Source organism: Streptomyces sp. NPDC016459, assembly GCF_040632845.1.
GTDB lineage: Bacteria > Actinomycetota > Actinomycetes > Streptomycetales > Streptomycetaceae > Streptomyces.
The window spans coordinates 358,763-384,762 of record NZ_JBEYCR010000005.1; the positions used below are offsets into that span (position 1 = coordinate 358,763).

Annotated in this window: 27 protein-coding genes; 11 read left to right on the forward strand and 16 right to left on the reverse strand. The window is 73.3% G+C overall.

Features of this window, described 5'->3' with window-relative positions:
• Nucleotides 1–195: 195 nt before the first annotated feature.
• The 3 genes from ABZ567_RS16200 to ABZ567_RS16210 form a co-directional block, all read right to left on the reverse strand.
• Nucleotides 196–1,479: a ribonuclease D gene (locus tag ABZ567_RS16200; protein WP_360789552.1), complete on the reverse strand. Its 1,284-nt coding sequence runs from the start codon at nucleotides 1,477–1,479 to the stop codon at nucleotides 196–198.
• 82 nt (nucleotides 1,480–1,561) lie between these two features.
• Nucleotides 1,562–2,227 carry a response regulator transcription factor gene (locus tag ABZ567_RS16205; RefSeq protein WP_360789555.1) on the reverse strand — a complete coding sequence of 222 codons (666 nt, stop codon included), beginning with the start codon at nucleotides 2,225–2,227 and terminating at the stop codon, nucleotides 1,562–1,564.
• 239 nt (nucleotides 2,228–2,466) lie between these two features.
• Complete coding sequence (locus tag ABZ567_RS16210; protein ID WP_360789558.1) at nucleotides 2,467–3,168, reverse strand: DUF3000 domain-containing protein; 702 nt, start codon at nucleotides 3,166–3,168, stop codon at nucleotides 2,467–2,469.
• A gap of 91 nt (nucleotides 3,169–3,259) precedes the next feature.
• On the opposite strand from ABZ567_RS16210, the gene hemE reads away from it, so the two are divergent.
• Nucleotides 3,260–4,336: a uroporphyrinogen decarboxylase gene (gene hemE / locus ABZ567_RS16215; RefSeq protein WP_360789561.1), complete on the forward strand. Its 1,077-nt coding sequence runs from the start codon at nucleotides 3,260–3,262 to the stop codon at nucleotides 4,334–4,336.
• 55 nt (nucleotides 4,337–4,391) lie between these two features.
• On the opposite strand, the gene ABZ567_RS16220 is transcribed toward hemE, so the two are convergent.
• On the reverse strand, nucleotides 4,392–5,765 hold the full coding sequence (locus tag ABZ567_RS16220; protein WP_360789564.1) for an FAD-dependent oxidoreductase: 1,374 nt from the start codon (nucleotides 5,763–5,765) through the stop codon (nucleotides 4,392–4,394).
• Between the two features lie 9 nt (nucleotides 5,766–5,774).
• On the reverse strand, nucleotides 5,775–6,782 hold the full coding sequence (locus tag ABZ567_RS16225; protein WP_360789567.1) for a DUF4349 domain-containing protein: 1,008 nt from the start codon (nucleotides 6,780–6,782) through the stop codon (nucleotides 5,775–5,777).
• A 148-nt stretch (nucleotides 6,783–6,930) separates the two neighbouring features.
• Here ABZ567_RS16225 and hemG point away from each other — a divergent pair, with 148 nt between their 5' ends.
• Nucleotides 6,931–8,394: a protoporphyrinogen oxidase gene (gene hemG / locus ABZ567_RS16230; protein ID WP_360789571.1), complete on the forward strand. Its 1,464-nt coding sequence runs from the start codon at nucleotides 6,931–6,933 to the stop codon at nucleotides 8,392–8,394.
• Between the two features lie 17 nt (nucleotides 8,395–8,411).
• Entirely contained in the window at nucleotides 8,412–9,125 is a 714-nt protein-coding gene (gene hemQ / locus ABZ567_RS16235; protein WP_360789574.1) for a hydrogen peroxide-dependent heme synthase, read from the forward strand.
• Between the two features lie 158 nt (nucleotides 9,126–9,283).
• Here hemQ and ABZ567_RS16240 read toward each other — a convergent pair whose 3' ends face one another.
• The 3 genes from ABZ567_RS16240 to ABZ567_RS16250 form a co-directional block, all read right to left on the reverse strand.
• Nucleotides 9,284–10,321, reverse strand: coding sequence for a TIGR04222 domain-containing membrane protein (locus ABZ567_RS16240; RefSeq protein ID WP_360789577.1), 1,038 nt, complete (start codon nucleotides 10,319–10,321; stop codon nucleotides 9,284–9,286).
• 7 nt (nucleotides 10,322–10,328) lie between these two features.
• Nucleotides 10,329–11,732, reverse strand: a complete 1,404-nt coding sequence (locus ABZ567_RS16245; protein ID WP_360789580.1) for a DUF692 family multinuclear iron-containing protein — start codon at nucleotides 11,730–11,732, stop codon at nucleotides 10,329–10,331.
• 82 nt (nucleotides 11,733–11,814) lie between these two features.
• Nucleotides 11,815–12,510 carry a peptidyl-tRNA hydrolase gene (locus ABZ567_RS16250; protein WP_360789583.1) on the reverse strand — a complete coding sequence of 232 codons (696 nt, stop codon included), beginning with the start codon at nucleotides 12,508–12,510 and terminating at the stop codon, nucleotides 11,815–11,817.
• Between the two features lie 70 nt (nucleotides 12,511–12,580).
• Between ABZ567_RS16250 and ABZ567_RS16255 the strand changes: the two genes are divergently transcribed.
• From ABZ567_RS16255 to ABZ567_RS16270, 4 genes are read left to right on the forward strand one after another with little or no spacing between them, the layout of a single operon-like run.
• Nucleotides 12,581–13,258 (forward strand): AIM24 family protein, encoded by a 678-nt coding sequence (locus ABZ567_RS16255; RefSeq protein ID WP_360789586.1) that lies wholly within the window; start codon nucleotides 12,581–12,583, stop codon nucleotides 13,256–13,258.
• Nucleotides 13,255–14,256, forward strand: a complete 1,002-nt coding sequence (locus tag ABZ567_RS16260) for an ATP-binding cassette domain-containing protein (RefSeq protein WP_360789589.1) — start codon at nucleotides 13,255–13,257, stop codon at nucleotides 14,254–14,256. Before ABZ567_RS16255 ends, ABZ567_RS16260 begins: the two co-directional genes overlap by 4 nt.
• Nucleotides 14,253–14,903 (forward strand): ABC transporter, encoded by a 651-nt coding sequence (locus ABZ567_RS16265; RefSeq protein ID WP_360789592.1) that lies wholly within the window; start codon nucleotides 14,253–14,255, stop codon nucleotides 14,901–14,903. Before ABZ567_RS16260 ends, ABZ567_RS16265 begins: the two co-directional genes overlap by 4 nt.
• A 14-nt stretch (nucleotides 14,904–14,917) precedes the next feature.
• Nucleotides 14,918–15,103, forward strand: coding sequence for a hypothetical protein (locus ABZ567_RS16270; protein ID WP_360789595.1), 186 nt, complete (start codon nucleotides 14,918–14,920; stop codon nucleotides 15,101–15,103).
• Nucleotides 15,104–15,109: 6 nt separating this feature from the next.
• On the opposite strand, the gene ABZ567_RS16275 is transcribed toward ABZ567_RS16270, so the two are convergent.
• The 5 genes from ABZ567_RS16275 to zapE form a co-directional block, all read right to left on the reverse strand.
• Nucleotides 15,110–15,949 carry a polysaccharide deacetylase family protein gene (locus ABZ567_RS16275; RefSeq protein WP_360789880.1) on the reverse strand — a complete coding sequence of 280 codons (840 nt, stop codon included), beginning with the start codon at nucleotides 15,947–15,949 and terminating at the stop codon, nucleotides 15,110–15,112.
• 79 nt (nucleotides 15,950–16,028) lie between these two features.
• Nucleotides 16,029–17,018 carry a PPK2 family polyphosphate kinase gene (locus tag ABZ567_RS16280; RefSeq protein ID WP_360789598.1) on the reverse strand — a complete coding sequence of 330 codons (990 nt, stop codon included), beginning with the start codon at nucleotides 17,016–17,018 and terminating at the stop codon, nucleotides 16,029–16,031.
• Nucleotides 17,019–17,149: 131 nt separating this feature from the next.
• On the reverse strand, nucleotides 17,150–18,511 hold the full coding sequence (locus tag ABZ567_RS16285; protein WP_360789601.1) for an alkaline phosphatase PhoX: 1,362 nt from the start codon (nucleotides 18,509–18,511) through the stop codon (nucleotides 17,150–17,152).
• A 141-nt stretch (nucleotides 18,512–18,652) separates the two neighbouring features.
• A complete protein-coding gene (locus ABZ567_RS16290; RefSeq protein ID WP_360789604.1) occupies nucleotides 18,653–19,078 on the reverse strand; it encodes an OsmC family protein in 426 nt (141 codons plus the stop codon).
• A 33-nt stretch (nucleotides 19,079–19,111) separates the two neighbouring features.
• Nucleotides 19,112–20,197: a cell division protein ZapE gene (gene zapE, locus ABZ567_RS16295; protein WP_360789607.1), complete on the reverse strand. Its 1,086-nt coding sequence runs from the start codon at nucleotides 20,195–20,197 to the stop codon at nucleotides 19,112–19,114.
• A gap of 36 nt (nucleotides 20,198–20,233) precedes the next feature.
• Between zapE and ABZ567_RS16300 the strand changes: the two genes are divergently transcribed.
• The 4 genes from ABZ567_RS16300 (at nucleotide 20,234) to msrB (ending at nucleotide 23,663) form a co-directional block, all read left to right on the forward strand.
• Nucleotides 20,234–21,094 (forward strand): pyrimidine reductase family protein, encoded by an 861-nt coding sequence (locus ABZ567_RS16300; protein WP_360789610.1) that lies wholly within the window; start codon nucleotides 20,234–20,236, stop codon nucleotides 21,092–21,094.
• A gap of 106 nt (nucleotides 21,095–21,200) precedes the next feature.
• Nucleotides 21,201–21,683 carry an indole-3-glycerol phosphate synthase gene (locus ABZ567_RS16305; protein ID WP_360789613.1) on the forward strand — a complete coding sequence of 161 codons (483 nt, stop codon included), beginning with the start codon at nucleotides 21,201–21,203 and terminating at the stop codon, nucleotides 21,681–21,683.
• Between the two features lie 155 nt (nucleotides 21,684–21,838).
• A complete protein-coding gene (gene murC / locus ABZ567_RS16310; RefSeq protein WP_360789616.1) occupies nucleotides 21,839–23,230 on the forward strand; it encodes a UDP-N-acetylmuramate--L-alanine ligase in 1,392 nt (463 codons plus the stop codon).
• 28 nt (nucleotides 23,231–23,258) lie between these two features.
• Nucleotides 23,259–23,663: a peptide-methionine (R)-S-oxide reductase MsrB gene (msrB, locus tag ABZ567_RS16315; protein ID WP_360789619.1), complete on the forward strand. Its 405-nt coding sequence runs from the start codon at nucleotides 23,259–23,261 to the stop codon at nucleotides 23,661–23,663.
• A gap of 32 nt (nucleotides 23,664–23,695) precedes the next feature.
• Here msrB and ABZ567_RS16320 read toward each other — a convergent pair whose 3' ends face one another.
• Genes ABZ567_RS16320 through ABZ567_RS16330 form a run of 3 tightly spaced genes read right to left on the reverse strand, consistent with a single transcriptional unit; the run spans nucleotide 23,696 to nucleotide 25,996 of the window.
• On the reverse strand, nucleotides 23,696–24,754 hold the full coding sequence (locus ABZ567_RS16320; protein WP_360789621.1) for a zinc finger Ran-binding domain-containing protein: 1,059 nt from the start codon (nucleotides 24,752–24,754) through the stop codon (nucleotides 23,696–23,698).
• Nucleotides 24,755–24,767: 13 nt separating this feature from the next.
• Complete coding sequence (locus ABZ567_RS16325; RefSeq protein ID WP_360789624.1) at nucleotides 24,768–25,289, reverse strand: hypothetical protein; 522 nt, start codon at nucleotides 25,287–25,289, stop codon at nucleotides 24,768–24,770.
• Nucleotides 25,286–25,996, reverse strand: a complete 711-nt coding sequence (locus ABZ567_RS16330) for a vWA domain-containing protein (RefSeq protein ID WP_360789627.1) — start codon at nucleotides 25,994–25,996, stop codon at nucleotides 25,286–25,288. The genes ABZ567_RS16325 and ABZ567_RS16330 overlap by 4 nt, the downstream gene beginning before the upstream one ends.
• Nucleotides 25,997–26,000: the final 4 nt, after the last annotated feature.

Genomic DNA, 26,000 nt, shown 5'->3' on the forward strand with positions numbered 1-26,000 from the left:
CAGGGTGCGGGATGGCACTGCTGCGAGCACACGCCTAAGCGTGCGCTTGCTTCCCCCATGCTACTTGTGGGTAACCAGGCTGCCCAGCCCCTGGGGGCCAAGCGGCGAAGGTCACACCCCGAACTCTGCCGGATACGGCCGGATACGACGAAGCCCCCGGCGCCGTTCGGGGCGTCGGGGGCTGTCCGGGCGGCGCTACGCCGTCGCCGCCAGCGCCTCCACGAGGAGCGGGGTGACCAGCTCGACCTGCCACTGCCGGGCGCCGTAGTTCGTCAGGGCCTCGGACACGCCTTCGGGGCCCGACGGTGACGGCGGCTCCCAGCAGACCCGGCGCACGGTGTCCGGGGTGATCAGGTTCTCCTGCGGGAGGTTCAGCTTCTCCGCGAGCGCCGAGACCGCCGCGCGCGCCGCCGAGAGGCGGGCCGCCGCGGCCGGGTCCTTGTCCGCCCAGGCACGCGGCGGGGGCGGGCCCGCGATCTGCTGACCGGGCTGCGGCAGCTCGCTCTCCGGCAGCGCCCTGGCCCGGTCCACGGCGGCCTGCCACTGCTCCAGCTGACGGCGGCCCGTCCGGTGGCCGAAACCGGGCAGTGCCGAGAGCGCGGCCAGGTTCACCGGCACCGCGAGCGCAGCCTCCACGATCGCCGCGTCGCTCAGCACCTTGCCGGGGGAGACGTCCCGCCGCTGGGCGACCGCGTCACGGGCCGTCCACAGCTCCCGTACGACCGCCATCTGACGCCGGCGGCGCACCTTGTGCATGCCGGAGGTCCGCCGCCACGGGTCCTTGCGGGGCGGGGCGGGCGGGGCCGCGGCGATGGCGTCGAACTCCTGGTGCGCCCAGTCCAGCTTGCCCTGCCGGTCGAGCTCTTTCTCCAGCGCGTCCCGCAGGTCGACGAGGAGTTCCACGTCGAGCGCCGCGTACCGCAGCCAGGGCTCGGGCAGCGGACGGGTGGACCAGTCCACGGCGGAGTGGCCCTTCTCCAGGGCGTAGCCGAGGACGGACTCGACCATCGCGCCGAGGCCGACGCGGGGGAAGCCGGCGAGCCGCCCGGCCAGCTCGGTGTCGAACAGCGAGGTCGGCTGCATGCCTATGTCGCGCAGGCAGGGGAGGTCTTGGGTCGCCGCGTGCAGGATCCACTCGGACCCGGCGAGCGCGTCGCCGAGGCCCGACAGGTCGGGGCAGCCCACGGGGTCGATGAGCGCGGTGCCCGCGCCGTCGCGGCGGAGCTGGACGAGGTAGGCGCGCTGGCCGTACCGGTAGCCGGAGGCGCGCTCGGCGTCCACGGCGACGGGGCCGCGGCCGGCCGCGAAGGCGGCGATCACCTCGGCGAGGGCGTCCTCGGTCTCGACGACGGGCGGAACTCCCTCACGGGGCTCCAGCAACGGGATCGGAAGCCCATTCGCAGGGACATCGTCGTCCGGGGGGCCGCCCCCGGTGGTGCGCAGTGCTGTGTCTGCTGCGGTCTCTTGGGCGTCGGTCACCTGTCAAGGGTATCGGTGAACGGCAAGCGCCCGCCGACGGAACGTTCCGTCGGCGGGCGCGGGCCCGATGTCCACCGTTCTGTCAGTGGATGATCCCCGTTCGCAGGGCCACCGCGACCATGCCGGCGCGGTCGCCGGTGCCCAGCTTGCGGGCGATGCGGGCGAGGTGGCTCTTCACGGTGAGGGCCGAGAGGCCCATGGAGACGCCGATCGCCTTGTTCGACTGGCCCTCCGCGACGAGCCGGAGCACCTCGACCTCCCGGCCGGAGAGCTCGCGGTAGCCGCCCGGGTGGCTCGGGGTACCCGGGGGGCGGCGGTGGCCGAGACGGGCGGCCGCGGCGCCGATGGGGGCGGCGCCGGGCCGGGTGGGGTGCCCGATGTTGTTCCGGGTCCCGGTGACGACATAGCCCTTCACGCCGCCCGCCAGGGCGTTGCGCACGGCGCCGATGTCATCGGCGGCCGAGAGGGCGAGGCCGTTGGGCCAGCCCGCGGCGCGGGTCTCGGACAGCAGGGTCAGGCCGCTGCCGTCGGGCAGATGGACGTCGGCAACGCAGATGTCGCGCGGGTTGCCGACGCGGGGACGTGCCTCCGCGATGGACGAAGCCTCGATCACGTCACGTACTCCGAGGGCCCACAGGTGGCGGGTCACGGTGGAACGGACGCGCGGATCGGCTACGACGACCATGGCCGTCGGCTTGTTCGGGCGGTAGGCGACCAGGCTTGCGGGCTGCTCGAGGAGAACGGACACCAGGCCTCCTGGGGGGAAGGATGCGGGACGGGGGCCGGCTCGGGGAAGAAGCCGGGGGCGAACCCGTGCTGTGAAGGGGTCTCTCACTCCTTCGGCAGCCGAGCCGCCCGCCTTTAGGGAAAGATCACGATTTGGTGAGTAACAATTAGGGCAATTCGGACGCGTGATCGATCATCCTACGAGCGGACCCCGCCCCGTCACTCACAGGAGGGAGTACCGGGACGCCGTCGCTCACACCCTCAGGGCTGCTGCGGCCCCCGCCGCTGTGGCAACGAGACGATCCCCGCGCCCGACACCGTCCCCGCCGCTCCGGGCTCCGGCTCCGCCGGCGCCGGGGGGAGCCCCGCGATCTGGCAGAGCAGATCGCACCAGGCCGCCAGGTGCGCTCCCGTGTCCGGCCCCCCGCCCGAACCCTCGTGCGGCGTCCAGGACGCCCGGATCTCGATCTGGGTCGCCGGCCTGCGCTCCGCGAGCCCGCCGAAGTAGTGCGAGCCCGCCATCGTGACGGTCCCGCTCGCCTCCCCGTACGCCAGGCCCCGGGCGTCCATCGCCCCGGTCAGCCAGGACCAGCACACCTCCGGCAGCAGCGGATCCGCGGCCATCTCCGGCTCCAGCTCCGCCCGGACGAGCGTCACCAGGCGGAACGTTCCCTTCCAGGCCTCGTGCCCGGCCGGATCGTGCAGCAGGACGAGACGCCCGTCCGCCAGATCCTCCTCGCCGTCCACCACGGCCGCCTCCACCGCGTACGCGTGCGGCGCGAGGCGCTGCGGCGGCCTCGTCGGATCGACCTCGACCTCCGGCCGCAGCCGCGCCGAGCGCAAGGCCTCCACCGCCCGCCGGAACGCCGGTGGCACTGCGTTCGCCTCCGTACTGTCCGCCGTTTCGCCCGTCCCTCGATCGCCGTCGGAATGATCGGAAAAATGTCCCTGCGCCGCAGCCATGCCGGGAAGAGTAGGCGGAACGGGGCCTCCGTGCAGGGAGGGACACCCGGCCCGGACGAGCGGCTTCCCGCCACATGCGAAGATTCTGGGCGTGAGTGCCAACGACAGCCCGCAGGGCCAGCAGACGAAGCAGCAGTCGCGGACGCACGACTCCGCGTTCCTCAAGGCATGCCGGCGTGAACCCGTGCCGCACACCCCCGTCTGGTTCATGCGGCAGGCCGGGCGCTCGCTCCCCGAGTACCTGAAGGTCCGCGAGGGCATCCCCATGCTCGAGTCGTGCATGCGGCCCGAGCTGGTCACCGAGATCACCCTCCAGCCGGTCCGCCGCCACAAGGTCGACGCCGCCATCTACTTCAGCGACATCGTCGTCCCCCTCAAGGCCATCGGCATCGACCTCGACATCAAGCCCGGCGTGGGCCCCGTCGTCGCCGACCCGATCCGCACCCGCGCCGACCTCGCCCGGCTGCGCGACCTGACCCCCGAGGACGTCCACTACGTCACCGAGGCCATCGGGATGCTCACCGAGGAGCTCGGCGAGACCCCGCTCATCGGCTTCGCCGGCGCGCCCTTCACCCTCGCGAGCTACCTCGTCGAGGGCGGCCCCTCGCGCAACCACGAGCACACCAAGGCGCTCATGTACGGCGACCCGCAGCTCTGGGCCGACCTCCTCGACCGACTCGCCGAGATCACCTCGGCCTTCCTCAAGGTCCAGATCGAGGCCGGCGCCTCCGCCGTCCAGCTCTTCGACTCCTGGGTCGGCGCCCTCGCCCCGGCCGACTACCGCCGCTCCGTGATGCCGGCCTCCGTGAAGGTCTTCGACGCGGTCGCCGGATACGGCGTCCCCCGCATCCACTTCGGCGTCGGTACGGGCGAACTGCTCGGCCTCATGGGCGAGGCCGGCGCGGACGTCGTCGGCGTCGACTGGCGCGTCCCGCTCGACGAGGCCGCCCGCCGCGTCGGCCCCGGCAAGGCGCTCCAGGGCAACCTGGACCCCGCCGTGCTCTTCGCCTCCCGCGAGGTCGTGGAGGCCAAGACCGACGAGGTCCTCGCCGCCGCGAAGGACCTGGAAGGCCATGTCTTCAACCTGGGCCACGGCGTCATGCCGTCCATGGACCCCGACGCGCTGAGCCGCCTCGTCGAGTACGTCCACACCCGGACCGCCGTCTGACGGTCACCCCCGCACGGCCGGCGCCTCCGCCCCACCGGGCGGAGGCGTCGTCGTCTCAGCCCGCCGCGCGGACCGCCGCCGCGGCCTTGCGGGCCGCGACCAGGACCGGGTCCCACACCGGTGAGAACGGCGGCGCGTACCCCAGGTCCAAGGCCGTCATCGCCTCCACCGTCATCCGCGCCGTCAGCGCGACGGCCGCGATGTCCACCCGCTTCGCCGCGCCCTCCCGGCCCACGATCTGCACGCCGAGCAGCCGCCCCGTACGCCGCTCCGCCAGCATCTTCACCGTCATCGGCGCGGCCCCCGGGTAGTACCCCGCCCGGCTCGTCGACTCCACCGTCACCGACACGTACCGCAGCCCCAGCGCACGGGCGTCCTTCTCCCGCAGGCCCGTCCGGCCGATCTCCAGGTCGCACACCTTCGACACCGCCGTGCCGACGACGCCGGGGAAGGTCGCGTAGTCGCCGCCCACGTTCGCACCGATGACCTGACCGTGCTTGTTCGCGTGCGTCCCGAGCGGCACGTACCGCTCCCGGCCCGAGACCAGGTCGAGGACCTCCACGCAGTCACCGCCCGCCCAGATGTTCTCCTGCCCCCGCACCCGCATCGCCGGATCGGTGAGGAGCCCGCCGTGCGACCCGAGCGGCAGCCCCGCCGCCCGCGCCAGGGACGTCTCCGGCTCCACCCCCATCCCGAGGACCACCACGTCCGCCGGATACTCGGCCTCGTCCGTCGCCACCGCCCGGACCCGGCAGTCCTCACCCGTCAGGATCTTCGTGACCTCCGCCGAAGCGACCGTCGTGATTCCCAGACCGTCCATCGCCCGGTGCACCAGACGGCCCATGTCCGGATCCAGGGTCGCCATCGGCTGCTCGCCCCGGTTCAGGACCGTCACCTCGTAGCCCCGGCCGAGCAGCGCCTCCGCCATCTCCACGCCGATGTACCCCGCGCCGACCACGACCGCCCGCCGCCCGGGCGCCCGCTCCAGCGAGTCGAGCAACGCCTGCCCGTCGCCCAGGGTCTGCACCCCGTGCACCCCCGGCGCGTCGATCCCCGGCAGCCGCGGCCGCTTCGGCCGGGCCCCCGTCGCGATCACCAGCTTGTCGAAACCCGTCCACGCCTCCGTACCCGCTTCGAGATCGCGGGTACGGACCCGCTGACCGGCCACGTCGACCTCCGTGACCTCCGTCCGCATCCGCAGGTCGATGGCGCGCTCCCGGTGCTCCTCGGGAGAGCGCGCGATCAACTCGTCGCGGGTGGCGACGTCACCCCCCACCCAGTAGGGGATGCCACAGGCCGAGTACGAGGAGAAACGACCGCGCTCGAAGGCGACGATCTCCAACTCCCCGGCCCCCTTGAGCCTGCGCGCCTGCGACGCGGCGGACATCCCCGCCGCGTCCCCACCGATGACAACCAAACGTTCGCTCATGAGAGGAAACTACTTCTCGGGGGTCCCCGCGGGCTCGGGAGCCGTCGGTGCCCCCGCCGCGTTACGCGGCACCTCCCGCTCCGTGGGGGAGTCCTGGGGCTTCCGGGCCGTGCGGCGGGGGCGGATCAGGCGGTGCCACAGGGCGAAGGCGATCAGGCCGACCGCGAGCCACGGGGCCAAGGCCGCCAGGACGAGGCCGATCCAGGTCGCCGCGCCGACCAGGGCGCTCCAGCCGCCGCCGAGGGCGTCCCCGAAGCCCGGGCGGCCCTCGTCGGGCGCCGCCGGCGCCGGCTTCTCCTCCTCCGTCAGCTGGAGGGAGATCGTCGCCAGGGACGTGCGGTCCTTCAGCGAGGACTGCTGGGCCAGCAGCGACTCCAGGTCCGCCTGGCGGCGGCTCAGCTCGCCCTCCAGGGTCACCACGTCCGCGAGCCTCTCCGCGCGCTGCATCAGCGCCCGTACCCGCGCCACGCTCGCGCGCTGGGTGGCGATCCGGCTCTCCACGTCCACCACCTGCTCGGTGACGTCCTTGGCGTCCGCCTTGCGGCTGAGGAGCTTCCCGGTGCCCGCGAGCTCGGTGAGCACCGCGTCGTACCGCTCCTGCGGCACCCGCAGCACGATGTGCGAGGTGACGTGGGTGTCGTCGACGCGTTCCGTCGACTCGTTCTCGACCCGGCCGCCCGCCGCGGCCGCCACCCGGCGGGCCGTGGCCACCGCCTTCGTGGCGTCCGCGACCTGCACCGAGAGCGAGGCGGTACGGATGACGTGCTGCCGGGCGGCGGCCTTCGACGGCGCCGCCGCCTGTCCGCTGCCCGAGGCGGCGTCGGCGGCCCCCCGGCCGGAGGCGTCGGCCGCACTGCCCTCGGCCCCGTCGGCGGGCTGCGCCGCGCCCAGCTCCCGCTTGGCGTCCGAGCTCATCCCGGTGTCGTCGGCTCCGCAGCCGGTCACGACCAGTGCGGCCGTCAGCAGGGCGGCGGCCGCCGCCACCCGTGTTCCCGCCGTCGTACGTGCGCTTCGCATCGTGTCCCCCCAGGATGTGGTGAAGTGCTTCCACTTCGACGCCTCTTCGACGTACGAGCCCCCGGAGCGGGTTGCCCTTCCGCGGTAGCGATGCGGTCACGGTCCGGCCTCGGAACGGGAGCGGCGGGCGATTTGAGAGAGTGGTCCCATGAACGCGGACACCACGGGACCCCATGTCGTCGTCGCCGGAGGCGGTATCGCCGGGCTCGCGGCCGCCCACCGGCTGGCCGTCGCCGGCCACCGGGTGACGCTTCTCGAAGCGGGGCCCCGGCTCGGTGGCAAGCTCCTCGCCGGGGAGATCGCGGGAGCGCCCGTGGACCTCGGCGCCGAGTCGCTGCTCGCCCGCCGCCCCGAGGCCGTCGCCCTCGCCAGGGCGGTCGGCCTCGGTGACCGGCTCCAGGCCCCCGCCACCACCACCGCGTCCGTCTGGTCGCGGGGCGCGCTCGTCCCCATGCCCAAGGGCCACGTCATGGGCGTCCCCGGCGACGCCCGCGCGGTCGACGGGCTCCTCTCCGAGGAGGGCGTGCGCCGGATCGGCCGTGACGCCGAGCTGCCCCCGGCCGAGATCGGCGAGGACATCGCCATCGGCGCGTACGTCGCCGACCGCATGGGCCACGAGGTCGTCGACCGGCTCGTGGAACCCCTCCTCGGCGGGGTGTACGCCGGTGACGCCTACCGCATCTCGATGCGGGCCGCCGTCCCCGCCCTCTTCGACGCCGCCCGTGCCCACCCCACCCTCACCGCCGCCGTCCGCGCCGTCCAGCGGGCCGGAGCCGCCGCCCCCGCCGACACGGCCGGCGCCGCCGCCGGCCTCGGCGGCTCCGTCTTCCTCGGTGTCGACGGGGGTGTCGGCACCCTGCCCGGCGCGGTCGCCGCCGCGATCCGCGCCGCGGGCGGCGAGATCCTCACCGACGCCCCCGTGACCGGACTGCGCCGCACCGGCACCACCGGCTGGGAGGTCGTGACCGGCGACCGGGTCCTCGCCGCGGACGCCGTCGTCCTCGCCACCCCCGCCGGGCCGGCCGCCGCGCTCCTCGCCCCCCACGCCCCCGCGGCGGTCGCCGAACTCGACGCCGTCGCGTACGCCTCCATGGCCCTGGTCACCCTCGCCTTCCGCCGCACCGACATGCCCGCCCTGGCCGGCTCCGGTTTCCTCGTGCCGCCCGTCGACGGCCACACCATCAAGGCCTCCACCTTCTCCTCGCAGAAGTGGCGCTGGGTCACCGACGGCGCCCCCGACCTGTTCGTGCTGCGCACCTCCGTCGGCCGGTACGGCGAGGAGGAGCAGGTCCACCGCGAGGACGCCGACCTCGTCGCCGCTTCCCTGAAGGACCTCGCCGCCGCCACCGGGCTCGCCGCCCGCCCCGTCGCCACCACGGTCACCCGTTGGCCCGGCGGCCTGCCCCAGTACCCGGTCGGCCACCTCGCCCGCGTCGCCCGGGTCCGCGAGGCCGTCGCCGCGCTCCCCGGGCTGCGGGTCGCGGGCGCCGCGTACGACGGTGTCGGCATCCCCGCCTGCGTCGCCTCGGCCCACCGCGCCGCCGACGAGATCGCGGACGAGATCATCGCCACGTCGAAAAGGACCGACCCCGGTGCGGGGCACTCCCGGTGACGGGCGAGAATAGGCGTATGAGTGCGCCCGAAAAGATCCCGAACGCCGGTAAGAAGGCGAAGGACCTCAACAAGGTCATCCGCTACACCCTGTGGTCCGTCTTCAAGCTGCGCGACGTCCTGCCCGAGGACCGCGGCGGTTACGCCGACGAGGTCCAGGAGCTGTTCGACCAGCTCGCGGCCAAGGACATCACCGTCCGCGGCACGTACGACCTGTCCGGTCTGCGCGCCGACGCCGACGTCATGATCTGGTGGCACGCCGAGACGAGCGACGAGCTCCAGGAGGCGTACAACCTCTTCCGCCGCACCCGCCTGGGCCGCGCCCTCGACCCGGTCTGGTCGAACATGGCGCTGCACCGCCCCGCCGAGTTCAACAAGTCGCACATCCCGGCCTTCCTGGCCGACGAGAACCCCCGCGACTACGTCTCGGTCTACCCCTTCGTGCGCTCCTACGACTGGTACCTGCTGCCGGACGAGGACCGCCGCCGGATGCTCGCCGACCACGGCAAGATGGCCCGTGGCTTCCCGGACGTCCGCGCCAACACCGTCGCCTCCTTCTCGCTCGGCGACTACGAGTGGCTCCTCGCCTTCGAGGCCGACGAGCTGCACCGCATCGTGGACCTCATGCGTCACCTGCGTGCCTCCGAGGCGCGGATGCACGTCCGCGAGGAGGTCCCGTTCTACACCGGTCGCCGCAAGAGCGTCGCCGATCTGGTGGCGGGCCTGGCCTGACGGCCGTACGAACATGGTGGCGGCCCGGCTCCCGGCCGGGTGCGTCACCCCTCGACCCGGAAGATCAGACGGCAGGCGGGAACCTCGCCTGCGGGTCCAGCGACACCGGGTCCGGCACCGGGTGCGGCGCGCGTCACGCGCGCCGCACCGGCGTCATCTCATGAGCTGCTGGAACTGGAGCACGAGCTTCCGCTGGAACTCGAGCTGGAGCACGAACTCCCGCTGGAACTGGAGCCGGAGCACGAGCTGCCGCCGCCTCCGCCGCCCCCGCAGCCGGAGCCCCCTCCGGAACAGGAACCCGAGGAACACGACCCGGAGCCACCGGAGCCACCGGATCCGCCTCCGCCTCCGCCGCAGGAGCTGTTCCCCGCGCACCACAGGGCCACCGCTCCGGAGGCGTCCGCCGCACCCCAGTCCGCGACGAACTGCGGCGAAGGACGCCTGCCGCGCCTGACCGGTCCGTAGAACCGGGCGGCGGCCAGGATCTGCTCCCGCAGCACCGGGTCCGGCAGGGCCCGCAGCCCGTGCAGGGCCACGAGATGCCCGGCGTCCGTGAGGTGCCCGTACGCCCGCCCGTACGCGAAGAGCGCGTTCCTGCCCGCCGATGTGACCTGCCGACCGGACACCGCCCCGCAGACGAGGGCCGTGAGCCCGCAGGCCAGCAGCGCCGGCAGGACCGTGAAGACGAACGGCACCGACAATCCCGGCGTCACCGCGAAGCCCACCGCTGTCAGGACGACCGACACCGGGACCAGCACGAAGACCGACAGACCGAGCCCGGCACACCACCAGGCCGTGGTACGCCGGGTCGCCGGAGGGACGACGAGCCCGCGCGCCGCGAGTGCGTCGCCGATCTCCTGCACCGCAGGGTGCCGCATCACGGCGAGCCGCAGGTGGTGCAGCGCGCCGTGCGGGGCGGCGGCGTGCGCCTGGAACACGGCACGCTCCACCGGGTCGTGCGCGACGGGCCGGACGACGGCCACGATCCCCGGGCCGCCGACCGCCAGCCTGCCGTCCGCCTGGAGCGCGGCGAGCGCCGTGTCGACGACCCTGGCCGGGCCGCCGTTGAGGAAGGCGACCTCGTACCGGTCGTGGACGGGCCCGCCGGGACCGCGCCGCGTCCGGACGACCCGGGTGACGACCAGGGTGATGCCGACGGCGCCGAGGAGGTAGTAGAGGGCGGTCAGGACGTTCATGGGCACTTCACCTTCCGACCAGTGCGTGACGGGCGGCCCGTACGAGCCGGGTGGCGCGGCCCGGCGGGCGGCTGCCGGAACGGTCCTCCCACCACCGGGTCAGCCTCTGCCGCGCCGCCGGATCCTCCGGCCGGCCGGCCACCAGCAGGTGTGCGGCGAAGTCCAGCGCGTCCCGGCGGTAGCCGCCGGTCATGGGGCGGGACCTGGCATAGCCGAGGAACGCCGGCCGGAAGTCCGCCCCCAGGATCTCCGGCAGCTCCGGCGCGACCTTCGCGACCACCCCGGCCCGCTTCGCCGCGAGCGCCCGGCTCTGCACGCCGAGCCGCCGACTGTCGAACCCCTCGGGCACGGGCGTGCCCGCGACCAGCGCGGAGAGGAGGGAGGCCTGGGCGAGGCCGAGCCGCTGGCGCGCGCCGTCGCCCTCGCGCGAGGCGGGTGCGCCCGGCATCGCACCTCCCGAGACCCGGGCCCCGGCACCGATGAGGAGCGCCGTACCGGCTGTGGGCACCCGTTCCGCAGGGGCGGAACGGGTGGGCACGGCCCGGCCGCGCGGGGCCCCTCCGCCGGAAGCCGCACCCCGTCGCGGGGCCGCACCCGTCAGCGTCTCCCGTATCGCGTCCAGTTCCCCCGCCAGTTCCGCCGCGGGCGGGAAGTCGTCGTCCCGTTCGAGCAGGATCCCCGGCGGCGACACCCGGGACGCGAGGTCCGCGAGGACGCCGAGCACCGCCTCCGGTACGGGATGCGCGTGGGTGTCGTGCCAGACGCCGTCCCGCTCGACACCCCCCGCCACGTGCACGTACGCGATCGCCTCGACCGGCAGTTCCGACAGGGCCCGCCCCGGGTCCTCGCCCCGGTTGACGTGGTTGGTGTGCAGGTTGGCGACGTCGACGAGGAGCCGTACCCCCGTGCGCTCCACCAGCTCCGCCAGGAACCGTCCCTCCGACATCTCCTCGCCCGGCCAGGCGAGGAGCGCCGCGATGTTCTCCAGGGCGAGCGGCACGGGCAGCGCGTCCTGGGCGATCCGCACGTTCTCGACGAGCACGTCGAGGGCGTCCCGGGTCCGGGGCACCGGTAGCAGGTGGCCCGCTTCGAGCCGCGGCGTCGCCGTGAGCGGCCCCCCGGCCCGGACGAACGCGATGTGTTCCGTGACGAGCGGCGCCCCGAGCGCCACCGCCTTCTCCCCGAGCGCCGCGAGCCGCGCCGGGTCGGGCCGGTCCGCGCCCCCGAGCCCCAGCGACACGCCGTGCGGCACGACCGTCACACCGCGCTCGCGCAGCCGCGTCAGGGATGCGGGCAGATGGTCGGCGCAGATGTTCTCCGCGACGACCTCCACCCAGTCGACGCCGGACAGTCCCTCCACCGCCTCAGCGATCTCGGGACGCCAGCCGGTGCCGATGCCGAGTTCCGTCATGTCCCCCTCCTTCGGTCCCCAGTCACCCACGTGATGGCCCTCGCGGGAACGTTCGAACCCCAGGAGGGGGACGTTCAGAGCTTCATTTGAGGTTGCGACGCACCCGGGGGAACGCCGACACCACCGTGCACGAGCCCGGAGCGATCTCCGTGAACCCCGCGTCCCGCACCACCGGCAGTCCGCTCGTCGTCAGACCGGCCCAGTCCCCGGCCGCCGCCGTCCGGACCGCGAGCGGGAACCCCGCCGCCCGCCAGGCCTCGCGCTCGTCCTCCGCCATCGCCCACCACAGCAGCTGCGCCCCGTGTCCGGCCTGCGCCATCGCCTTGCCCGCCGACATCCCGAGGCCGGGGTTGAACCACAGCACCGCCGCCCCCTCCGGTACGGGACCGGGCGCTGCCGGGTCGTCGAGTTCGGTGCCCGAGACCTGCAGCCTGGCCAGCTCCTTGGGCCAGCCGTCGAGCGGGACCGGCGGGAAGACCCGTACCTCCGCCTCCTCGCCCGTGACCGTGATCCCCGGCAGCGCGTCCGCGCGCCGCCACTCCGCGCCGCGCGCCCGGCGCACCACCTTGCGGATCCTGGCGTCCTGCCAGTCGGTCATGGCCGGGGCCCACTCCCCGTCACCGAGGGAACGGGCGTCGGTGAGGATCTCCATGACGGCGCGCGCGGCGGTCTCCAGGGCGTCGGTACGGGCCGGGGGCGCGTCACGCTCCATCCGGACGACCAGGGGGAGGACGAACTGGGGCTTCTCATCGCGGAGATCGGTGTCGTTGCTGCTCACCGGGCAAGTCTGCCATCGCGGTGACGAGCCGTTCTTGTGGGAGTCGTCCCTTCCGGGCCAGGATGCCTCCATGAAGAGCGATCTTTTTGCCGGTGAGCACCTCGCCGAGGCCGCCGGCTTCCCGGGCATGACCCTGCAGAACGCCAAATCCGTCAAGTACACGGTCCACGGCGAGATGCACGCCCGTCAGGGTTCGATGATCGCCTTCCGCGGCGACCTCCAGTTCGAGCGCAAGGGGCAGGGCATCGGAGGTCTGCTCAAGCGTGCCGTCACCGGCGAGGGCCTGGCGCTGATGGCCGTGCGCGGCCAGGGGGAGGCCTGGTTCGCGCACGAGGCGCAGAACTGCTTCATCGTCGAGATCGAGCAGGGCGACGCGTTCTCGGTCAACGGCCGCAACGTGCTCTGCTTCGACGCGACCCTCCGCTACGAGATCAAGACGGTGAAGGGCGCCGGCATGACCGGCGGCGGCCTCTTCAACTCCGTCTTCACCGGTCACGGCAAGGTCGCCCTGATCTGCGAGGGCACCCCCATCGTCATCCCCGTCACCCCGCAGGCCCCCGTCTTCGTCGACACGGACGCCGTCGTCGGCTGGAGCGAGCAGCTGAGCACCTCGCTGCACCGCTCGCAGTCGCTGGGCTCGATGATGCGCGGCGGCTCGGGCGAGGCGGTGCAGCTGAAGCTGGAGGGACAGGGTTTCGTGGTCGTCCGTCCCAGCGAGGCCACCCCGCAGAAGAACTCGGCCGGTTGAGGCTGGACGGGGTCGGGCGCCGGCACGGCCTCCGGGGGCCGTGGGTCCTGCGTGACGTCGGTCTCGACCTGCCCGCGGCGACGCTCGTGCGGGTCGTCGGCACCAACGGCACCGGCAAGTCCACCCTGCTCCGGCTCGTCGCCGGCGTCGACGCGCCGAGCGAGGGCCGGGTCACGGGCCGCCCGGCCCGTACCGCGTACGTCCCCGAACGCTTCCCGGTCGCCCTGCCGTTCACGGCCGTCGACTACCTGGTCCACCTGGGTCGCATCCAGGGCCTCGGCCGGGCGGCGGCGCGGGCCGGGGCGGGGGAGTGGCTGGAACGCCTCGGGGCCGCCGAGCACGCCCGTACGGACATGGCGCGGCTGTCCAAGGGCGGCAGCCAGAAGGTCGCCGTGGCGCAGGCGTTCCTCGCCGACCCGGACCTGCTCGTCCTCGACGAGGCCTGGACGGGCCTCGACACGGGCGCGCGTGCGGAGCTGGACGCGGCCGTCCGCGAGCGCCGGGCGGCGGGCGCGACGGTCGTCTTCGTCGACCACGACCCCCGACGACTCGCGGACGAGGCGGACGCGGTGTACGAGGTGGGGGCGGGGCGGGTACGCGAGCAGACCGCCGCGCCCGGACGTGAGACGGTCGCGCCCGGCCTCGAAGCAGCCGCGCCGGGGTACGGGACGACGGCCCCCGCCGACCCCGACTCGCCCGACCCCGACCCCGACCCCGACCGCGACCCGGACCGGCCCGGCCTCGACTTCGACCGAGACTCGCTCGACCCCGACCCCGACCCGCCCGCGCCCGCTTCCCTCGTCACGATCGCCGTCTCCGGTGGGCGGGACCCGTTGCCCGCGTGGCTGCCCGGCGATCCCGTCGTCGTCGCTCCGGGGCCCGGCGGCATCACCACCGTCCTGACCGTGGACGCCGCCCACTCCGACGCCCTGCTGGGGGCGCTCCTCGCGGCGTCCTGGCACGTCCATCACCTCACCACCGAGGGCGTACGGGTATGACGGCGCTCCTGCGCTACCAGACGGGCCTGCTGCTCCGCTCGCAGCGCTGGCTCGCGCCGCTCCTCCTGTACGCGGCCTTCGTCGGGGTCGGCGTCAACCCGGGCGAGCCGGTGCTCGGGGCCCTCGGCTTCGCGGCGGCGGCTCTCCTTCCGGTGACCGCCTGGTCCGTACGGATCTGTCTGACACAGGAGCCGCCCGCCGCGAGGAGCGTCGTCGCGGCGGCGGCCGGCCGGGACCGCGCCCATCTGGCGGCGCTCGTGACCGGGACCGCCCTGCCCGTGCTCGTCGGCGCGGTCGCCGTGCTCGCGGTGACGGCGCTCTGCGACCGGCGCGGCGTCACGGCGCTCGCCGCCGCGACCGCCGGCCTCCTCGCGGCCGTGGCCTGCGCCCTGACGGGCGCCGCCGTCGGCGCGCTGACCTCCAGGCCCTTCCTCGGCGCCGCCGGCTGGTCGCTCGCGGCCCTGGTCCTGGGCTCGCTGCTGGGCCTGGTCACCACCGGGTCGCCGGCGAAGCACGCGGTGACGGCCCTGATCACCGGCTCCCGCACGGCGACGGCGGAGCCTCCGTGGCTCGGCTGCGTCGGTGCACTGCTCCTGGCCGTCGCGGCGGCGGCCTTCGCCTGCCGGGCCACGGCACGTCTGGAGTGAGTACGCTCGAAGACATGAGCGAGTCCACGTCGTACTGCGCGCCCGAGCCCGGCCCGACCCCCGAGCGGGCGACCGAGGGACCGTTCGCCGCGTGCGTGCAGTGTCAGGAGCCGACCGAGTACCCGGAGTCGACGAAGGGCATCACGCTGTGCCCGGTGTGTGAATGGCGGGAGGCCGAGCGCACGGCCTGCTCCGGCTGAGGCCCGTCAGCGGCTCATGAGCTCGGAGACCTTCACGAAGCGGTAGCCGCGGGCCCGCAGCTCCGGGACGATCCGGCGGATCGCCCGCTCGGTGACGGGGGCGGCGCTGCGCGTGCAGTGCATGACGACCAGGGAGCCGGGCTTCACCCCGTCGAGGACCTGTTCGGCGACGGCGTCCGCGTCCTTCGCGAAGGCGTCGCCGCTGACCACGTCCCACTGGACCGCCGTCACCCCGGCGGGCGCGAGGGCGCGCAGGGCCGCGTCGTCGTAGCAGCCGCCGGGGAAGCGGAAGTACGGGACGACGTTGACGGCTCCGGCGTCACGGAAGGCGTCGAAGGCCCGCTGGACGTCGGCCGTCATGTCCGGGCGCGAGACGGTCGGGAGGCCGTAGCAGGGGGACGCGAAGGCGTAGTGGCTGTAGGAGTGGTTGGCGATCTCGAAGCGCGGATCGCCGCCGATGGACCTGGCCTGATCGGGGTACTCCTCCGCCCAGCGGCCGGTCATGAACACCGTCGCGTCCACCCCGAGCCGGCGCAGGGTCGCGATGAGCTCCGGGTTGTCGAAGCGCTCGCCCCGCGCGGCCCGGGGCCCCTGGTCGGCCGTCATGTCGGCGTCGAAGGTGAGCGCGACGACCTTCTCGGCGCCCTTCGTCCGGCGCTCGTACACGGGGGTGAGACCGCCGGGTCCCGGTGCCATGGTCGGCGGGACGGCGGGGACGCGGGCGGGCTTCGGGCCGCCGACCGCCGCGCCGGCCGACGGCGCGGCGGGTCTCTTCGACAGGGGGGTCTCGGCGGCGCCCCCGCCGCAGCCGACGAGAACGACACCCGACAGACCGAGCATCGCCATTTTTCGTACAAAAGTATTCACGATCGGAAGTTATCCGATCATCGGTGCTCCAGCTCGCGACGCGGCAGCGGCACCCGGGTCATGTCGCCAGGAGCCGCCGCCTGCACTCCTCCACGTCGAAGTCACCCGGCGGGTACGCCGGGTCCAAGGCTTCGAGGTGTTCGAGGAGCAGCCCGCTGATCGCCCAGTTGCGGTACCACTTGCGGTCCGCCGGGACCAGGTACCAGGGAGCCTCGTCCGTCGAGCAGCGCCCGAGCGCGACCTCGTAGGCCTCGCGGTACGCCGGCCACAGCGCGCGTTCCTCGATGTCGCCCACGGTGAACTTCCAGTGCTTCTCCGGGTTGTCCAGACGTTCGAGGAGCCGCTTGCGCTGCTCCTCGTACGAGAGGTGGAGGAAGACCTTGACGACCGTCACGCCGTCCTCCGCGAGGGACTTCTCGAAGCGGTTGATCTGCTGGTAGCGGCGGTCGATCCGGTCGCGGGCGGCCAGCTCCCGCACGCGCGCGATGAGGACGTCCTCATAGTGCGAGCGGTCGAAGATGCCGATCTCGCCCGGCGCGGGGAGCGCCTTCATGATCCGCCAGAGGAACGGGTGGTTCCGTTCCTCCTGCGTCGGGGCCTTGAAGGCGTGGATCCGGCAGCCCGACGGGTTGAACTGGCCGATCACGTGCTTGACCGTGCCGCCCTTCCCACTGGTGTCCATGCCCTGGAGCACCAGGAGGACGCGTCGGCGGTCACCGGCCGTGCTCGCCGCGTACAGACGTTCCTGGAGGTCCGCGAGGCGCGGCGCGAGGGCGGCCGTCGCGGCCAGCCCCGCCGCCTTGTCGCCGGGGCCGACCGGGATCGCCGAGGGGTCGTACGCGGTGAGGTCGACGCGCTTGCCTCCCGGGACGCGCAGAACCTCACGGAGGGACGGATCGGGCGCCGGTGCCGACGCCGAGCGCGGTCCGTGCTTCCCCGCCCCTGCCTTCTCCGGCCCGGTCTTCCGCGCCCCGGCCTTGCCCGCCCCGGTCTTCCCCGTCCCCTTCATGTCCGTCCCGGGCTTCCCCTGTCCGTCCTTCTTCGGCATCCCGTTCCCCTTCCGCCGCGTCGCCGCCCGTCTTCCCCCGATCCTGCGACGGAACCCGGCCGCCCGCGAATGCGGACGGCCGGGCCGGAACGGATCAGGACCTCAACAGGTCAGGTCGGAAACAGGTCAGGTCAGCACCACGGGCCAGTCACCGCGAACGTCGTCCCCGGCGTGTAGCAGTTCACGTACATCGTCTGCCGGTCGGGCGAGAAGGTCACGCCCGCGAACTCGCCCCACTCCGGGGCCTCGGGGGTGCCGATGTTCCGCGCGCCCCGGGCGAGCGCGTACACCTCGCCCTTCCTGCTCACCCCGTAGACGTGCTGCGCCCCGTCGCCGTCCTCGCAGACCATCAGTCCCCCGCTCGGCGCCAGACAGATGTTGTCCGGTGACTCGCCGGGGAGCTGGATGTCGGTGCTCGGGCCGAAGACGACGACGAGGGTGAGCCGGCGCCGGTGCGGCTCGTACTTCCACACCTGCCCGAAGTGCGTCGCGCCCGAGCCGTCCCTGACCCGCGCGAAGGAGGACACGAAGTACACGGCGTTCCCGCCCCAGTAGCAGCCCTCCAGCTTCTGGGCGTGCGTGATGCCCTTCGGGCCGAAGTCCTGGAGCCTGATGGGGGTCTCCACGGCCTGCGGATCCGGTACGGGGACCCACTCGACGCCCTCGAAGCGGGCGCCGGTCTCCTGGATCACGGAGAGGTCCGGTACGCCCGGCACCCGCATGGCTTCCAGGGCGCCGCCCGCGCGCAGCGAGCCGGTGCCGCCGAGCGGCTTGTGGGGGAGGAAGCGGTAGAAGAGGCCGAAGGGCTGCTGGAAGGCGTCCTCCGTCTCGTACACGATCCCGCTGGCCGGATCGATCGCGACCGCCTCGTGCTGGAAGCGGCCCATCGCGGTGAGCGGGACGGCCCCGGTGCGGTGCGGGTCGGCGCCGTCGACCTCGAAGACGAAGCCGTGGTCCTTGGCGTAGCCGTTGGTGCCCGCCTTGTCCTCGGTCTCCTCGCAGGTCAGCCAGGTACGCCAGGGTGTGGGCCCGCCCGCGCAGTTGACGGCGGTTCCGGCGATGGCGACCCGCTCGCCGAGGACGTCGTTCCGGCCGTCGAGTTCGAGGGCCGTGCAGCCGCCCTTGGCGGCCGGGTCGTACGTCAGGCCGGGGACGGTGGGGACGCCGGCGGCCGCGGTGATCCGGTTCTCGTGGTTGCGGACGAGGTGCACGCGCCCGCGGCGGCCGGCGAAGGCGCCCATCCCGTCGGGGTTGCCGGGGACGTGGCCCTCGCCGGAGCGGAGCGGTTCGCCCTGCCGGGAGAGGACCTTGTAGCGGAAGCCGGCCGGGAGGTCGAGGAGGCCGGCCGGGTCGGGCACGAGGGGGCCGTAGCCGTCCCGGCGGCCGGCGGCGGCCGCGCTGCCGGCGAAGAGTTCGGAGAAGGCGCCGGTGAAGGCGATCCCGACGGCGGACGCGCCGGTGCGGGAGAGGATCTGACGTCGTGTCGCGGACATGAGGCAACCACTTTTCCTGTTGGCGGACAGGGTGTGTGCGATGACGTGTGACCCGCATGTGTGTATCACGCACTCTGGTGACACGTGAACATGCGGGTCACAACTGCCTCATGTGGCTTCTGCTGCGATCCGGGCTCGGAATCAGGCCAGTTCGGCGGTGAGGGTGATCGTCGTGCCCGTCAGGGCCTGGCTGACCGGGCAGTTCTTCTTCGCGTCCTCCGCGAGCTGCTGGAACTGGTCCGCGTCCAGGCCCGGGACCTCGCCCCGCGTGGTCAGGTGGACGCCGGTGATGCCCTCGCCCGGCTGGAAGGTGACGTCGGCCTTGGTCTCCAGGCGGGTCGGCGCGTTCCCGGCCTTGGCCAGGATGTTGGAGAAGGCCATCGAGAAGCAGGAGGAGTGCGCGGCGGCGATGAGCTCCTCGGGGCTGGTCCTGCCGTTCGGCTCCTCCGTCCGGGCCGGCCAGGAGACGTCGTACGAGCCGAGACCGGAGGAGTCGAGGGTGACGACACCGGAGCCCTTGAGGAGGTCGCCCTGCCAGACGGTGTGTGCGTGACGCACGGTGGCCATGTGAATCCCTTTCGATCGGGTACGGCCCCCAAGCTACTGCGCCACGAGCCCCTTCGCGTCGCGGGCGAGCGCGGTGAGCCGGGAGATCGCCCGGAAGTACTTCTTGCGGTACCCGCCGTTCAGCATCTCGTCGCTGAAGAGCCGGTCGAAGGGGAGGCCGGAGGCGAGTACGGGTATCTCGCGGTCGTAGAGCCGGTCGGCGAGGACGACGAGTCGCAGCGCCGTCGACTGGTCGGGGACGGGCCGCACGTCGGTGAGGCAGACCGCGGAGAGGTCGTCGGTGAGCGCGCCGTACCGGCTGGGGTGCACCTTGGCCAGGTGGTCGAGCAGGTGCGGGAAGTCGTCGAGGGAGGCGCCGGGTGTCGCGTACGCGGTCTCCGTGACGACCTGGTCGGAGTGGGGGGCAGGGGCCTCGGGGAGACCCCGGTGCCGGTAGTCCTCGCCGTCGATCCGCAGGGGACGGAAGTGGGCGGAGAGGCCCTGGATCTCGCGGAGGAAGTCGACGGCGGCGAAGCGGCCCTCGCCGAGCTTGCCGGGCAGGGTGTTGGAGGTGGCGGCGAGCGCGACGCCCGACTCGACGAGCTTTCCGAGCAGGCTGGAGACGAGGACGGTGTCGCCCGGGTCGTCGAGCTCGAACTCGTCGATGCAGAGGAGACGGTGCCCGCCGAGGGTCTTCACCGTCTGCTGGAAACCGAGCGCGCCGACCAGGTTGGTCAGCTCGACGAAGGTGCCGAAGGCCTTGAGCGCGGGCTCCGCGGGGGTCGCGTGCCACAGCGAGGCGAGCAGGTGGGTCTTGCCGACGCCGTACCCGCCGTCCAGGTAGACCCCGCGCGGCCCGGTGGGGGCGGCCGGCTTCCTGGCGAACCAGCGGCGCTTCCCGGAACCAGAGGCGTGCGCTCCGCCGAGGCCCTCGGCGAAGGCGCTCAGTGCCTTGACGGCGTCCGTCTGGCTGGGCTGGTTCGGGTCCGGGAGGTACGTGTCGAACCGTACGGAGTCGAAGCGCGGCGGCGGCACCATCTCCGCGACGAGACGGTCCGCGGGGACGTGGGGCTCCCGGGAGCAGAGCGAGAGCGGGGCCGCGGAGGCGGAAGCGGCTTCGGTGAGGGCACGGGTCGACACAGTTCCCCACTGTAAGCGCCATGTCAGACTGCGAGGATGCGACGACTGTTCCCTGTGACGGACATGACAGCCCGGGTGACCGCCGCCGACGGGGCCGCCGAGCCTCCCGCCACCGAGCCTCCCGCCACCGAGCCCCCCGCCGCCGAGCCCCCCGCCACCGGGGCCGCCGGCGGTCGTGAGTGGTCCCTCGACGAGCTCGCCGACGCCTACGCCTATCCCGAGCTCCCCCCGGGCGGCTCGTGGCTGCGGGCCAACATGGTCTCGTCGCTCGACGGCGCGGGGCAGCACGACGGGCGCTCCCAGCCGCTCTCCTCCGAGACCGACATGCGGATCTTCGGCACCCTGCGGGCACTCGCCGACGTCGTCGTCGTCGGTGCGGAAACGGTACGCCTGGAGGGTTACCGCCCGGCACGCGCGCGTGAGGCCTTCGCGGCCCGCCGCGCGGCCGCCGGACAGGGCCCGGCGCCCGTGATCGCCGTGGTCAGCGCCTCCCTGGACCTGGACTTCTCCCTTCCGCTCTTCACCGCACCGCTGGTGCCGACCCTGGTCCTCACCGGTGCCGCCGCCCCCGCCGACCGGGTCGCGGCCGCCCGCGCGGCAGGCGCCGAGGTGCTGGTGGCGGGCGACGGCGCGGGGGTGGAGCCGGCCCGTGCCAGGGCGGTGCTCGCGGAGCGGGGGCTCCGGCGGCAGCTGACCGAGGGCGGGCCCAGGCTGCTCGGGCAGTTCGTGGCGGCGGACGTCCTCGACGAGCTGTGTCTGACGGTGTCGCCGACGATGACGGCGGGGGGCGCCCAGAGGATCGCCGGGGGCCCTGCGGTCGCCGTCCCGACACGCTTCGCCATGGCTTCGCTGCTGGAGCAGGACGGCTTCCTCTTCACCCGATACCGTCGGATCTGACAATCGACGGAATTTGCCGTTCCGCTTAGCGTCCGCTGGGCACACTTACTGTCGCAGACCCCGTGCGGGCACGGGGAAGGATGGTTTCCGCAGAAGGGCTCCTGAGGTGTTCACAAGCGTTCTGATGATCGAGAAGCCCCTGACGTCCGTGGACGTGGAGTTCGTCACCACGCTGCACGGCGACGAGGGCGTGTCCTTCATCGTTCTGATGCAGCCGCGTGGTGACCAGGCCGATGTACTGCTGCGTGCCATCGACGACGTCGCCATGGGCGAACTGAAGGAAGCCGCCCGCGAGGGCGACGAACCGGAGGGCAGGGAGGCCAGGGTCCCCGCCGAGCTGGCCCTGGAGCACTCGCTCCGGGCACTGAGAGACGCCGGCTGCGAAGCGGTCGGCCAGGTCGTCGAGGACCACCCGCTCGACAAGATGAAGGCGGTGGTCGACGAGGCGGCGGCGGACGAGGTGATCGTGCTCACCGCCCCGCACTACGTGGAGGAGTTCTTCCACCGGGACTGGGCCTCCCGGGCCCGCCACAAGGTGGGGGTCCCGGTGCTGAAGCTCTTCGCCCACAGCGGGCAGGAGGACGAGTAGCAGCCCGGGCCCGGGTCCGCGCCCCCCGCACGGGGCGCGGACCCGGGCCCACCCCGCGCGAGCCACTAGGCTGAGACCTTCCACGCAACGACACGCGACGACAAGCGTCAACACACGACGACGTGCGACGCAACGCACCCAGGGGAGAGATCCGCATGGCACCCGCCATCCCTGCCGCCATGGAACGGCCGCACTTCATCGGCATCGGCGGTGCCGGAATGTCGGGCATCGCGAAGATCCTCGCCCAGCGCGGCGCCAAGGTCGCCGGCAGCGACGCCAAGGAGTCCGCGACCGCGGAGTCCCTGCGCGCCCTGGGCGTCACGGTGCACATCGGCCACGCCGCCGAGCACCTCGCCGACGACGCCTCGGCCGTCGTCGTCTCCAGCGCCATCCGCGCCGACAACCCCGAGCTGGCCCGCGCCGCCGAGCTCGGCATCCCCGTCGTCCACCGCTCCGACGCGCTCGCCTCCCTCATGGACGGTCTGCGCGCGATCGCGGTCGCCGGCACCCACGGCAAGACGACGACCACCTCCATGCTGGCCGTCGCCCTCACCGCGCTCGGTCTCGACCCCTCGTACGCCATCGGGGGCGACCTCGCGGGCCCCGGCACCAACGCCCTGCACGGGGACGGCGAGGTCTTCGTCGCCGAGGCCGACGAGAGCGACCGCAGCTTCCAGAAGTACGACCCCGAGGTCGCGATCGTCCTCAACGTCGAGCTGGACCACCACGCGAACTACGCCTCCATCGAAGAGATCTACGAGTCCTTCGAGGCCTTCACCGCCAAGATCCGCCCCGGCGGCACCCTGGTCGTCGGCGAGCACGCGGGCGCCCGCGAGCTGGCCCGCCGGGTCGCGGACCGCGAGGGCCTGGACATCGTCACGGTCGGTGAGACCGAGGACTCCGACGCCCGCATCCTGAAGATCGTCCCGAACGGGATGAAGAGCGAGGTGACGGTCGCCCTCGACGGCGTCGAGCACACCTTCACCGTCTCCGTCCCCGGCCGCCACTACGCCCACAACGCCGCCGCGGCCCTCGCCGCCGGCGCCCGCGTCGGCATCGACCCGGCCGAGCTCGCCCAGGCACTCACCGCCTACACCGGCGTCGGTCGCCGCCTCCAGCTCAAGGGCGAGGCCGCGGGTGTCCAGGTCATCGACTCGTACGCGCACCACCCCACCGAGATGACCGCCGACCTGGAGGCCATGCGCGGGGCCGCCGGGGCCTCCCGGCTCCTCGTCGTCTTCCAGCCCCACCTCTTCTCCCGCACCCAGGAGCTGGGCAGGGAGATGGGCGACGCGCTGGCCCTCGCCGACGCGTCCGTGGTCCTCGACATCTACCCGGCCCGTGAGGACCCGATCCCGGGCGTCACCAGCGACCTGATCATCGCCGCCGCGCGGAAGGCGGGCGCCGACGTGACGCCCGTCCACGACAAGGACGCGGTGCCGGAGGTCGTGGCGGGAATGGCCGGCCCCGGCGATCTCGTTCTGACGATGGGCGCGGGAGACGTCACGGACCTCGGTCCGCGGATCCTCGGCCACCTGTCGAAGTAGCGGTCGCAACAGCAGAGGGAGCGAGCTCATGGCGTACGACGTCGAGAAGCCGGACGAGCAGTGGCGTGCGGAGCTGACCCCGGCGGAGTACCAGGTGCTGCGCCAGGCGGGCACCGAGCCCGCCTTCCGGGGTGAGTACACGGACACCACCGCCAAGGGCGTGTACTCCTGCCGGGCCTGCGGCGCGGAGCTGTTCACGTCGAACGAGAAGTTCGCGTCGCACTGCGGCTGGCCGTCCTTCTTCGACCCGAAGGACAGCTCCGCCGTCGAGCTGATCGAGGACCGCTCCCACGGCATGCTCCGCACCGAGGTCCGCTGCTCCCGCTGCGGCTCGCACCTCGGCCACGTCTTCGAGGGTGAGGGGTACCCCACCCCCACGGACCAGCGGTACTGCATCAACTCCATCTCGCTGCGGCTGGAGCCGGAGGCGTAGCCGCAGCGGCGGACGGGTCGGGGCGCGGGGGCTCAGCTCGGAGAGGGTTCCGGGGTGAGCTCCTCGCGGCCGATGCGGGAGCCCGACTTGTAGATGGAGACGGTGCCCCCGCTGATGACGTACCGGTACGGCGTGTTGGTCGCCTCGTACCCGTCGCCCGTCTTCTTCGCCGGCATGGTGATGCCCGCCTCGCGCCCGTCCCTGAACTCGCCGTAGTAGTACAGCTTCCCGGCCTTCGTACGGCACAGGGTGATCCGGTGGTCGTCCGTGCGGAACGCCTCGACGAGCGTGGCGCCCCTGCCGCTCGGCAGCGTGGACGCGATACGTGACGGGCACGCGGCGGCGGCCGGGCCCCGGCTCGTCGTCGGCTTCGGGTCGGCCTCGTCGAGGGAGCCGACGATCGCGGTGATCCCTCCGTTCAGGATGCCGAGCAGGACGAGGCCCCCCACCACGCTGAGACAGCTGATCATGCAGCCGTTCGACTTCTTCTTCACCGGTGGCCGGTACGGCGGCGTGTAGGGCGGCGGGGTGTACGGGGTCCGGGGCGGGGGCGTGGCCCGCGGGGGTGACGGGGTGTAGCCGGTGCTGCTCGGCGGCGGGTAGAGAAGACCCGTCGGGCGGGCCCCGGTCCCGCCGGTGGTGCCGGGGCGCGGCGTGGTCGTCCTGCGGGGCGTCGGTTTCTTCGGGGCCGCCTTCTTGGCGGGACCCGTCCTCGGCGGTGTCGCCGTCGGAGGGGTGGCCTTGCCGGTCGTCGTCCTCGGGCCGGTCTTCGGGCTCGCCTTCGTCGGGGTGCTCTTCGGGGTCGTCTTCTTCGGGGCGGGGCCGCCGCTCGTCCGCCAGCTCTTGCCGCAGCCGACGCAGTCGAGCCGTCGTGCCGGGTTGGTGGCGCGGCACGCCGAGCACTCCCAGTCGCCGGAGGGGCGCGCGGGGGACGGGCGTCTCGCCGCCGGGCGGGGCGGGGCGGGGGCGGCCGGGGCGGGGGGCTCCCCGATCGGCACCTTGCGGGTCGAGTCGCAGATGACGCAGGGCTTCGCGCCCGCCTCGGTGTTGCTGCCGCAGTCCTTGCACTTCCACTTGGCAGAGCCCGCCACCCCGTCGTCCCTCCTATCGGTCGCTGTTGACCGGGCGTGCCATCACGTCCCGGAAGAGTTCCTCGGACCTCGGCCCGACGCGGTTGACGATCCAGGCGGGCCCTCCGGGGACCCGCTCCAGTTCGGCCTCGTCCGGGGCCGTCTCCGTCTCCGTCGCTTTCCGCGTGTCGACGCCGGAGACGGGTCCCTCCCCGGCACCGGCCTCGCCCTCGATCGCGGGTTTCGCCTCCCCGTGCGCTGCGGCCTCGTCCGGTACGGAGTAGTCCGACCGGAGCATGGTCACGAAGCGCCGCGCCCGCTCCACCGCGCCGGGGGGCACGTCCACGCGGATCACCACCGACTCGGTCCCGACGGCGATGCCGGGGAACCGGAACCGGAAGACGAGCCGGTGTGCCTCGCCCGCCGCCTTCGGCTCGCGGAGCGAGACCGAGACGCAGTCCGTCGTCCCGGCCTCGAAGACGCTTCTCCCGATCCAGACGAACTGAAGGCCGTCACGCCCCAGGGACAGGTGGAACCCGTCCCACTCCAGACTCACAGGCTGTTCGCGATGGTCTCGATGATCTCGTCCATCTCGAACTCCTCGAGGCCCTCGCCCGCCTTGGAGGCGAAGTGCAGGGTGAGGTCCCAGTCCTCGGCGATCGGGTCGGACCAGGGCGCCTCCTCCGGTGCGAAGAGGACGAGACGCTTGGCGGACTGCTCCATGACCGAGGTCTGGCTGCGGGCGTAGCCCCACTGCTCGAACAGCTCGTCCATGCTGCGGGGGATGTGCCGCGGGTAGGTGGCCGCGTCCGCGCCGACCGTGCCGAGGGCGTGCGCGGACGCGTCGGTGAACATCACGATCACATGGCGCCTGCGGTCGAGCCCGGTCTCCCAGGGAGAGTTGATGGCCAGGGCGAGGGCCTCGAGGCCGGACTCCGGGTAGTCGCCGCCGCCTCCGGCCTCGATGCCGCTGACGAACTGCTCGAACTCCCGTGCCTGGGCCGGGAGGTGGAGGAAGTCCGTCTCCTCGATCGCGTCCGTGGGGTCGTCGCCGAAGTCGCGGAAGGCGATGACCTTCAGCCGCAGCTGGCTGATGGACTTGCCCTTCTTGGCCATCACGTCGTCGAGGCGCTGGTGGAACTGGAGGGCGCTCGACTTCACCGTGCCGAGGACGGGGTGCATGCTGCCGGTCGCGTCGATGCACAGGGCGATGTCGACGGCGTACTGCAGATTGCCCTGGTACTGCCCGCGGGCGTCGTTCATGGTG

Bases quoted from the DNA above. Each gene is read 5' to 3' on its own strand.
- ABZ567_RS16210 (WP_360789558.1), bottom strand. From the start codon at position 3,168: ATGGCTGCGGCGCAGGGACATTTTTCCGATCATTCCGACGGCGATCGA.
- ABZ567_RS16330 (WP_360789627.1), bottom strand. From the start codon at position 25,996: ATGAACGACGCCCGCGGGCAGTACCAGGGCAATCTGCAGTACGCCGTC.
- murC (WP_360789616.1), top strand. From the start codon at position 21,839: ATGGCACCCGCCATCCCTGCCGCCATGGAACGGCCGCACTTCATCGGC.
- msrB (WP_360789619.1), top strand. From the start codon at position 23,259: ATGGCGTACGACGTCGAGAAGCCGGACGAGCAGTGGCGTGCGGAGCTG.
- ABZ567_RS16275 (WP_360789880.1), bottom strand. From the start codon at position 15,949: ATGGCGATGCTCGGTCTGTCGGGTGTCGTTCTCGTCGGCTGCGGCGGG.
- ABZ567_RS16280 (WP_360789598.1), bottom strand. From the start codon at position 17,018: ATGCCGAAGAAGGACGGACAGGGGAAGCCCGGGACGGACATGAAGGGG.
- ABZ567_RS16240 (WP_360789577.1), bottom strand. From the start codon at position 10,321: ATGAACGTCCTGACCGCCCTCTACTACCTCCTCGGCGCCGTCGGCATC.
- hemG (WP_360789571.1), top strand. From the start codon at position 6,931: ATGAACGCGGACACCACGGGACCCCATGTCGTCGTCGCCGGAGGCGGT.
- hemQ (WP_360789574.1), top strand. From the start codon at position 8,412: ATGAGTGCGCCCGAAAAGATCCCGAACGCCGGTAAGAAGGCGAAGGAC.
- ABZ567_RS16265 (WP_360789592.1), top strand. From the start codon at position 14,253: ATGACGGCGCTCCTGCGCTACCAGACGGGCCTGCTGCTCCGCTCGCAG.
- ABZ567_RS16285 (WP_360789601.1), bottom strand. From the start codon at position 18,511: ATGTCCGCGACACGACGTCAGATCCTCTCCCGCACCGGCGCGTCCGCC.
- ABZ567_RS16300 (WP_360789610.1), top strand. From the start codon at position 20,234: ATGCGACGACTGTTCCCTGTGACGGACATGACAGCCCGGGTGACCGCC.
- ABZ567_RS16290 (WP_360789604.1), bottom strand. From the start codon at position 19,078: ATGGCCACCGTGCGTCACGCACACACCGTCTGGCAGGGCGACCTCCTC.
- ABZ567_RS16245 (WP_360789580.1), bottom strand. From the start codon at position 11,732: ATGACGGAACTCGGCATCGGCACCGGCTGGCGTCCCGAGATCGCTGAG.
- ABZ567_RS16255 (WP_360789586.1), top strand. From the start codon at position 12,581: ATGAAGAGCGATCTTTTTGCCGGTGAGCACCTCGCCGAGGCCGCCGGC.
- ABZ567_RS16220 (WP_360789564.1), bottom strand. From the start codon at position 5,765: ATGAGCGAACGTTTGGTTGTCATCGGTGGGGACGCGGCGGGGATGTCC.
- ABZ567_RS16225 (WP_360789567.1), bottom strand. From the start codon at position 6,782: ATGCGAAGCGCACGTACGACGGCGGGAACACGGGTGGCGGCGGCCGCC.
- ABZ567_RS16270 (WP_360789595.1), top strand. From the start codon at position 14,918: ATGAGCGAGTCCACGTCGTACTGCGCGCCCGAGCCCGGCCCGACCCCC.